At 74.9% G+C, this 8,928-nt stretch carries 6 protein-coding genes; all 6 read right to left on the reverse strand.

Translation table 11 applies throughout. The annotated features are described in order from the left end of the window. Window positions 1-27: 27 nt before the first annotated feature. Entirely contained in the window at window positions 28-1,230 is a 1,203-nt protein-coding gene (locus AB0M99_RS23420) for a MinD/ParA family protein (RefSeq protein ID WP_365923416.1), read from the reverse strand. A gap of 130 nt (window positions 1,231-1,360) precedes the next feature. Continuing rightward, window positions 1,361-1,960 carry a sigma-70 family RNA polymerase sigma factor gene (locus AB0M99_RS23425; RefSeq protein ID WP_365923485.1) on the reverse strand — a complete coding sequence of 200 codons (600 nt, stop codon included), beginning with the start codon at window positions 1,958-1,960 and terminating at the stop codon, window positions 1,361-1,363. Between the two features lie 219 nt (window positions 1,961-2,179). Next, a complete protein-coding gene (locus AB0M99_RS23430) occupies window positions 2,180-3,523 on the reverse strand; it encodes a S8 family serine peptidase (RefSeq protein ID WP_365923418.1) in 1,344 nt (447 codons plus the stop codon). Beyond that, window positions 3,520-6,981, reverse strand: coding sequence for a right-handed parallel beta-helix repeat-containing protein (locus AB0M99_RS23435; RefSeq protein ID WP_365923420.1), 3,462 nt, complete (start codon window positions 6,979-6,981; stop codon window positions 3,520-3,522). The genes AB0M99_RS23430 and AB0M99_RS23435 overlap by 4 nt, the downstream gene beginning before the upstream one ends. A 52-nt stretch (window positions 6,982-7,033) precedes the next feature. Beyond that, entirely contained in the window at window positions 7,034-8,413 is a 1,380-nt protein-coding gene (locus AB0M99_RS23440; RefSeq protein ID WP_365923422.1) for a hypothetical protein, read from the reverse strand. Window positions 8,414-8,493: 80 nt separating this feature from the next. Continuing rightward, window positions 8,494-8,916, reverse strand: coding sequence for a hypothetical protein (locus AB0M99_RS23445; protein WP_365923424.1), 423 nt, complete (start codon window positions 8,914-8,916; stop codon window positions 8,494-8,496). Window positions 8,917-8,928: the final 12 nt, after the last annotated feature.

Raw genomic sequence — 8,928 nt, forward strand, 5'->3', positions numbered from 1 at the left:
GGAGCGGTCAGGCGGTGCGGGCGGTGGTCACCGGTCGAACTCCTGCGCCACCACGGCCGCCAGTTCGTAGTAGGCGGCCCTGGTCCGGCCGCGCATCCGGTCCGGGTCGACTTCGCCGCCGACGGCGAGGTGGCCGTCGTAGGGAACCGTCACCACGGCCCGGCAGCGCCGGCGGAAGTGGGAGACGACGTCATCGACCCGGATCATCCTGCTGGAGGAGGACCGCACGCCGGAGACGACGGTCACCGCGCGCCGCGCCTCTTCGTGGAAGCCGTGGGCGTCCAGCCAGTCGAAGGTGATGCCGGCGCTGTTGGCGCCGTCGACGCTCGGGGTGGCGAGAACCACCAACTGGTCGGAGAGTTCCAGGACGCCGCGCATGGTGCTGTGCAGCAGGCCGGTGCCGGAGTCGGTGAGGACGATCGGGTACTGGCCGCTGAGCAGCTCGACGACCTGCCGGTAGTCCTGCTCGTCGAACGTCCGGGAGACCGCCGGGTCGGAGTCGTTGGCGAGGACCTCCAGACCGCTGGGCGCCAGCGAGGTGAACGCCCGGATGTCCATGTAGGTGTGCAGGTCGGGCATGGCCGCCACCAGGTCGCGGATGGTGGCGCCGGACTGCCGCTGCACCCGGCGGCCCAGCGTTCCGGAGTCCGGGTTCGCGTCGATGGCGATGACCCGGTCGGACCGTTCGCGCGCCAGGACCGTGCCGAGGGCCATCGTGGTGGTGGTCTTGCTGACCCCGCCCTTGAGGCTGATCACCGCGATGCGCCGACTGCGCCCGAGCGGGGTGCGGATGGCGTCGGTGAGCCCGTCCGGTACGCGGTGGCGGACGGTGCGGAAGATCCGGCGGGGCGTACGGCGTACCAGGCGCTCGGCGGAGAGCTCGGAATCCGCCGCCCAGCCCAGCCGGGCGGGCGCCGCGACGACGGCCGAGGGCGCGGGCGGTACGGGTGCGGGCGGCGCGGGCGCGGGCGGTGTGGCCGGCGCGGCCGCCGTGGCCTCGGGATCCGGCGCGGGGTCCTGCGCGGCATCCGGCGCGGGGTCCTGCGCCCGAGGCGCGGCGACCGGGCCGGGCGCCGACTGCGAGGGCCGGCCGGGCCCGGCGGGGTCGACGGCCGCAGCGGCGGCCTCCACGGGCGCGGCCTCCGGCTCGGGCGGGCCCGGCTCGCCGGCGTCCGGCCACGCGGCCGGACCGTAGTCGGGGGCCTGCGCCCAGTGCCCGGGCTCGGTCATGCTGTTTCTGTCTACGACGGTGGTCACCTCGGTGGTCCCTCCCAGTGTCCCGGCCGTGGTCATCCAGGGGAACGCGACCGGGTCCGGGGCCGGTTCACCTGCCGGGAGCGCGGAGCGTGCGGCCCGGGGATCACGCGGGGGCGAAGCCGTTCCGCTCCAGCAGCGGGCGGCAGGCGCGCACGGCGTAGAAATTGCGGGACTTGACCGTGCCCGGCGGGACGCCGAGCACCGCCGCCGCATCCACGGTCGAGCGGTCGTTCAGGTGCAGCTCCACGAGCACCTCCCGGTGGTGCGGGGACAGCTTGGCGAGGACGCCGCGGATGTCGTGGGCGACCACGACCTCCTCGTACGGATCGTGCGCGCCCGCACGCTCCTCCGGGTTCTCGTCGCCGAGCTCCTTGGCGCGGGCGGCCTGCATGCGGAAGTGGTCGATGGCGATCCGGCGGGCGACGGTGTAGAGCCAGGGCCGGCCGTGCTCCGGTCCGCGGGTCAGCGCCTGCGGGTGCCGCCAGGCGCGCAGAAACGTTTCCTGAACCATGTCCTCGGCCTTGCCCCGGTCGCCGCTGGTCAGCCGCAGCAGCGCGCGGAGCAGGTACGGGGCGTGCAGCCGGTAGAGCTCCGCCAGCGTGTCGGGGTCCAGGGTCGGGCGCTCGCCGCCGTGGACCGCACCCTCCCGCACGGCCGCGCCCGCCGTCGTGTCCCCGTCCGGACCGTGCCGCTCGATGCCCATCACGGCTGTACCTCCCGCATTGCGCCGCCGGCCGCTTCCCGTGGCCCGCGACAGCACCAACCGGCCGCCCCTGAGCAGGGCGTGCCGGGCTTGACAGAGGGAGAGTCGCAGCCGTCCCCAACGCCCCGCCAAAGAACCACCAACGATCGGCCAGTGCTGCGGCCGGGGAGGTTTGCCGTGCCGGGCGCCGTGACACGGCGAACCTTCCCGGTCACAGCACTACAGGAGCTCAGAACCGCGGTTCCCGTCCCCCGCCGGGGCCCGGTACCGGCCCGGCCGCCAGCCCCGCCGCCGCCCTCCGGGCACCACCACGGCGGCGCCTGCCATGCCCACCCCCACCGCGAAGGCCGCCGCGGTCACCAGCCAGGCCGGACCCGCCGCCGACGGCCCGGGCGCCGGGGGCATCACCACGCCGGGCGCCGACGCCCGGGCGTCGCCGGGCAGGCCCGATGCCGCGCCCTGCAACTCCTCCGGGAGCACCGCCGTGACGGCGGCCACCGGGTCCACGGGCCCGTACCCCTGGAGCGGGTCCGCAGGCCGGGCGTCCGACCCGGAAGCGGTCGCCCGCAACCGGTGCGCGAGCGCCTCGCCGGAGAGCTCCGGCCGGTAGCCGAGCACCAGCGCCGCGGTCGCGGCCACCAGCGCGGCCGCGTAACTCGGCCCGGACGCGGTGAAATGCCCCTTGCCGCCCGGCCCCGGGCCCAGCACCGCCTCGCCCGGCGCCGTCAGGTCCACCCGGCCCCCGGCCGCCTGCTTGGCCGGAGTCCCGCCGGGGCCCGTCGCCGCGACCGACAGCACCTGCGGATGGGCCGCCGGGAAGGCGGGCCCGCCACCCTCCCCGTCGGGCACTGCCGGGGCGACCACGACGGCGCCCTTGGACACGGCGTACCGGACGGCGTCCCCCAGAGCCTGGCTGTCCGAGCCCGCCACCGCCATCACCGCGATCACCCGTGCCCCGCCGTCGGCGGCCACCCGGATGCCCGCACCCAGCAGATCGGGAGTGGTGCCCCCGCGCCGGTCGGTCACCGGCACGTCCAGGATCCGGGCGCCGGGGGCCAGACCCGCGAACCCCGACCCCGGGGTCCGCGCCGCCGCAATCAGCCCCGCCGTGAACGTGCCGTGCCCGGCGCAGTCCACTGCCGGGCCGCCGTCGAACTGGCGCGGCGCCCGGCCCAGTCGGCCGCCCAGCAGGCCGGCGGAGTCGTCCACGCCCGAGCCGACCACCGCCACGGTCACCCCGGCGCCCTCGGTCAGCGGCCAGACGGTGTCCGGACGCAGGTACGCCTGTGGCCACGGCATCCGGGTGACGGTACGGTCCGACGCCTTGCGGCACTCGTCGCCGGTGAGCCGCTGCGTGAGGCCGGGCAGCGAGGACGGCTCCGCATTCGCCCCGGCCGGGGCCGAAGCGGTGGGTGTCCCCGCACCCGCGGCGGCCGGCGCCGAGGGCGCGGCCACCGCGGGCACCGTGGCCGAGGGGCCGGCCAGCAGCGCCCCGCAGACCAGCGCGGCCGCCACCGCGGCGCCGGCCCGGCCGGTACCCGAGGTCGCGCGGCCGCCGGTCACGCGACACCCCCCGGCACCCGGTCCCACGGGATGTCCTGGGGCAGCAGCAGGCTGAGCTCGGCCAGGTCCTCGATGTCCAGCCTGCTGAGCCGCCCGGCCTGCCGGGTGATCATCGACTCCAGCGTCTGCCGCGCGAAACGGCCGTTGCCGAAGCTCCGGTCACGCGGTACAGCGGCGAACAGCTCCCCGAGCGCCGCCAGCGACTCGGGCGGGCACACGTACCCGGCCTTCTCCGCCTGCACCTGAACGATCTGCACCAGCTCGGCGTCCGTGTAGTGCTCGAAGGAGACCGACCGCGAGAACCGGGAGGCGAGACCGGGGTTGGAGTCCAGGAAGCCCTGCATCTCGTCGGAGTACCCCGCGACGATGACCACCACCTCGTCGCGGTGGTCCTCCATCAGCTTCATCAGCGTGTCGACGGCCTCCTGGCCGAAGTCGTTGCCGCTGCCGCCGCGCGGGGTCAGCGTGTACGCCTCGTCGATGAACAGCACACCGCCGCGCGCCTTGTCGAACGCCTCCTTCGTCAGCTGCGCGGTATGACCCACGAACCGGCCCACCAGATCGGCCCTGGCGGTCTCGATCAGCTGGCCGCCCGGCAGCACGCCCAACTCGGCGAGCAACTGCCCGTAGAGACGGGCCACCGTCGTCTTGCCCGTACCCGGCGGACCCGAGAACACCAGGTGATGGCTGATCGTGGCGGTCGGAAGCCCCGCCTCCTTCCGCCGGTTCACCTGCTTGATCAGGTTGACCAGGTCCTCGACCTGCTCCTTCGCCGCAGGCAGGCCGATCATGCCGCGCAACTCGTCCAGCAGCTCGGTCTTCCGCTCGGCAGGCACCCCGGCGGCGGCCGCGGCGACCGCGGCGGCGGCATCCGCCCCGACGTCCTCGGGCTTCAGCAGCGCCAGGTCCGCGTTGCCGATCTCCGACAGCACGGCCAGCCGGGACGCCTGCCGGTCCACCATCTCCTCGAACACCTTCCGCGCCGCCCGGCCGTTGCCGAAGTCGGCGCCCTTGGCCACGCTCCCGAAGTGCGCCTCCAGCGCTTCGCAGGTGCCGTCGGCCAGCTCGTAGCCGTGCGAGGCCGCGGCCATCGCGACGATCGTCGTCAGCTCGGCGTCCGAGTAGTTCTCGAACTCCACCGTCCGGCTGAAGCGGGACGCGAGCCCGGGGTTGGAGTCGAGGAAACCCTGCATCTGCTCCGAGTACCCGGCCACGATCACCACGATCTCGTCGCGGTGGTCCTCCATCAGCTTGACCAGCGTGTCGATGGCCTCCCGGCCGAAGTCCGGTCCGCTGCCGCCGGTGCCCTGCGACAGCGTGTACGCCTCGTCGATGAAGAGCACACCGCCGAGGGCCTCCTTGAACACCTCCGTCGTCTTGATCGCCGTACCGCCGATGATCGCCGCCACCAGGTCCGCGCGCGCCACCTCGACCAGATGGCCCGACGGGAGCACGTCCAGCTCGGCGAGGATCGAACCGTAGAGCCGGGCCACCGTCGTCTTACCGGTACCGGGCGGCCCCGCGAAGATCAGGTGCCGGCTCATCGGAAGCGCCGGCATGCCCGCCAGCTCCCGGCGCCGCGCCAGCTTGTTGAGGTTGACCAGGGTGGCGACCTGCTCCTTCACCCCGTCCAGGCCGACCAGGGAGTCCAGGGCGTCCAGCGGCCCCTTCCGTGCGGGCGGGCCCGCCGGGGGCTGCCGCACCCCGTCGGCTCCGAACTCCCCGTCGGACCCTTCCGCCCCTTGCGCCCCGTCCGCCCCGTCCGGACCGGCCGCGCCCACGATTCCACCGGTGCGGGACCCGCCGCCCGCGGCCCCCGCACCGGCCTCGCCGTGCGCGTCCGGCATGCCGTTCTCCACACTGGTCAGGTTCTCCACCGCCAGCCGGTTCGAGGGCTTCGACTGGCGCAGTCCCGACCCGCGGTTCCCGGACACCGTGCAGTCGTGCACCCGTACCGCCTCGGCGGAGTCGATCCGGATGCCGTCCCCGGTGTTGTCCACCGCTTCGCACCGGCCGAGCACGGCACGGGCGCCCGCCGCGACCTGGAAGCCGTGCCGCCGGCACGAACGCGCCCGGGTGCGGGTGGCGTTCAGCTCCCCGCCGTCCTCGACGCGCACCCCCTCCTGCGAGGACTCGGCCACGTCGCAGTCCCGCAGCGTGGCCGCTCCGCCGTCACCGACCGAGACGGCGGCCGTGCCGGTGTCCCGCACCGCCGTGTTGCCGACGTACGCGTTGCCTCCGTCGGCGATCCGGATCCCGGCCTGACCGGTGCCGGAGATCTCCGAACCCTCCAGGCGGCCCCGCCCGTTGTGGGTCACCTCCACGCCGGGTCCGCGGACGTCCGACACGGTCACGCGCCGCAGCATCGGGTTCGCCCCTTCCAGGACGCGCACCCCCGCCCCGGCGCTGTCCCGGACCTCCAGCCGGTCGAAGTCCGGCGAGCTGTCCCCGGTCAGCCGGACCCCCGCGTCCTTGGCGTCCCGTACCGAGCAACGGCTGAACGAGGGCCCCGAGGACTCCTCCACCCAGATGCCGCTGCCCTCGGCCGCACTGGCCTCGCAGTCCTCGAAGGTGCCCCTGGAACGGCCGGTGACATGGATCCCGTTGCCCTTGGTACGGGAGGTCCGGCAGCGGCGCAGCACCGGATCGGTGCCCCCCGCCAGCGCGATGCCGTGCACCTTCGTGCCGGTCACCGAGCAGTCCTCCAGCACCACCCGGTCCGTCGAGCTGATGTACACGCCCAGCAGGCAGTCCCGTACCGACGTCCGCAGGACCCGGGTGGCGCTGTTCTGCTCCAGCGCGATGGCGGGCTTGTCGGTGGCCGAGATCTCGCAGTCCTCGACCAGCCCCCGCCCCTCGCCGTTGGCGCACACGCCGTTGCCGCGGGCGTCGCGCAGCACGCAGTTGCGGATCGTCGGATTGGCCCGCTCACCGATGACCACCGCCGAGGTGCCCAGGTGCTCCACGACGCAGTCCTCGATCACGCTGGTGCCGGTGGAGGTCTCCACGATCCCCGCACCGCCCGGGTTGGTCACCCGGCAGCCGCGCATCGCCAGCGAGCCCTGCTGGCGGGTGAGCACGGCCGTCCAGGCGTTGCCCACCACCTCGCAGTCCTGGAGCGCCGCCTGACCGCGCGGCACGTCCACCGCCGGCAGCTCCTCGTCCAGCCCCTGGAGCACCAGACCGGTCAGCTGCACGGCCTCGGCGACCACCTGGACCACCGTGCCCTTCCGGGGGATGACCCGTACGGTGCCCTGGGCGTCCTCGGCGGTGATCGTCACCATCTTGGTGATGACCAGGTTCTCCTCGTACCGGCCCGGTCGGACCGAGATCACCGCGCCGCTGCGTGCCGCCTCCAGTGCCTCTCCGATGGTGCGGAACGGGCCGCTGGACCCGCCGGAGCCGTACGAGCCGCCGCTCTGCGCTTGTGCGCACACGGTCAGCACATGGCGCGACATGCCTGATCGTTCCCTTCGTCGTGGGCCGGTGGCCGGAGTTGGCCGGGTTGGTTCAGGAGGAGGTGCACTGGACGCGGACCGCGTCGCCCGCGAGGTGGTCGTAGGTCTTCGTCGACCCCGACCAGTCCTGGCCCCGGTCGTGCAGCTTCACCGCCAGCTGGCCGCCGGTGATCCGGAAGCTGCCGGCGCCGACCCAGCGGCCCAGCTGGGACGGCTGGTCGACGTTGAAGGACCCGAGCGTGGGACCGCTCGCCGAGGCGGCGCCGTGCACGGTGTAGTAGGCCGGCTTCCCGCCGACCGCCTTGACGTCGCCGTTGTTCGGTACGTGCACGGAGACCTGGCAGGTGCCGGTGGTGACGGCGCCGGTCCGGAAGGTCCACAGCATGTGGTTGCCCGCGTCCTTTCCGCTGTGGCCGGACATCGGCATGGCGAGGAAGTCGCCGTTGCAGCCGCTGCTGCCGTAGCCGCCGGTGCCGTACGACTTCCAGCCCTCCTTCCCGTCCGTGTACCAGCCGTTGCGGCTGAAGGCGGCGCCCTCGCCCGCGCAGCCGGGGCCGGCGACCGCGGCGTACTCCTTCTTGGCCGGGGCCGGCGGGGGCGCCTGCTGGTCGGGGCGGGACTGCTGCGGGTCCTGGCGGGCTCCGGTGTCGGGGGACCCGCCGGAGCCGGGGTCGCCCTGGTTGCCGGAGGTACCGCCGGAGCCGGCCGCCGGGCCACCGGCCGGGCCGCCGCCGGGGCTGCCCTGACCCTCACCGCCTCCGGCGCCGGTGTTGGTCACGGGAGCGTTGGCGGCGCCCTGGCCCGGCGCGTCCGCGGCCGTTCCCGGGACGACGGCGCCGGGCAGCACGGAGCCCTTGTCCGCGTCGGTTCCCGGTACGAAGCCCTCCGGGCCGCCGTCGGGCTGGTTGTAGCCGGCGGGGCGGGGCGGGACCCTGCCGGGGCCGGCGTCGCCGCCGAGCTGGGAGAACAGCAGGGGCACGCCCATGAGCACCACGCCCGAGGTGGCGGCGGCCGCGAGCATCGGCTTCGGGATCCGCCGCGCCGGGCGCAGGCCCGTCGGCGCGGCCGGAGCCGCGACGGGAGCCGTGAGGGAGGCCGCGGCCAGGGCGTCCGGGGCGTCCGGGGCGGCCTCCTGCGACGACTCCTCGGCCGCCTGCGGCCGCTCCTCGGTCCCCTCGGCCTCCGGGACCTCCTCGCCCGCGGCGGCGGGGACCTCCGGGACGGCGCCGCCGGCCGGGGCGGCTCCGGGCTCCGGTTCCGTGACGGGCTCGGGCTCGGGCTCGGATTGCAGCACGGGAAGGGTCAGGGACGGGCGCGGCGCGACGGGGGCCGCCGCCGGCTCCTCACCGGCCGCGTGCCAGGCGACCGCCGGCAGGCTGATGGCACCCGGACCCCGTCCGGCGGTCCCGTGCCGCTGTTCGTTGTTGTCCACCGTGTTTCCCCTCGGTCGTCGCGGAACACCCGCATCACGTTCGAACGGACCGCCACCGCTTCGGGGTTCACCGGCACCGGTCAGCTCAGTACGTGGGCCGCTGCGGCTTCCGGCGCCGGGGTGAGCACGAAGGCCGCGGCCCGCTCGACCACCGCCGGGTCGAGGGGCGCCGGGAACGCGTAGTCCGGGCTTCCCAGGTGCGCGAGCAGGCCCGGCTCCGGGGCGAGGGCGTACTGCTCCAGGTAGTAGGTGACCGTGTCGGTCCACACCCACCGCCCGTCCGTACGGAAGTTCAGCGGCACCTCCGAACGCCGCTCGGGATCCAGTACGTCGTCCATCAGCACCGGCGTCATGAGTACGGGTGCGCCGGCGTTCAGCCGCTCGACCAGCAGGGCGAGCAGTGCGGGGTCCTCGACCGCAGGGTGGTCCGCGGCGAAGCCGGGCCCGGCCACCGGGTCCACGTGGTCGAAGACGGCGGCGAGCTGGAACTCCGGGTCGGTCATGACGGGGTCCTG

Origin of the sequence: Streptomyces sp. NPDC051183 (assembly GCF_040682455.1) — a bacterium.
GTDB lineage: Bacteria > Actinomycetota > Actinomycetes > Streptomycetales > Streptomycetaceae > Streptomyces.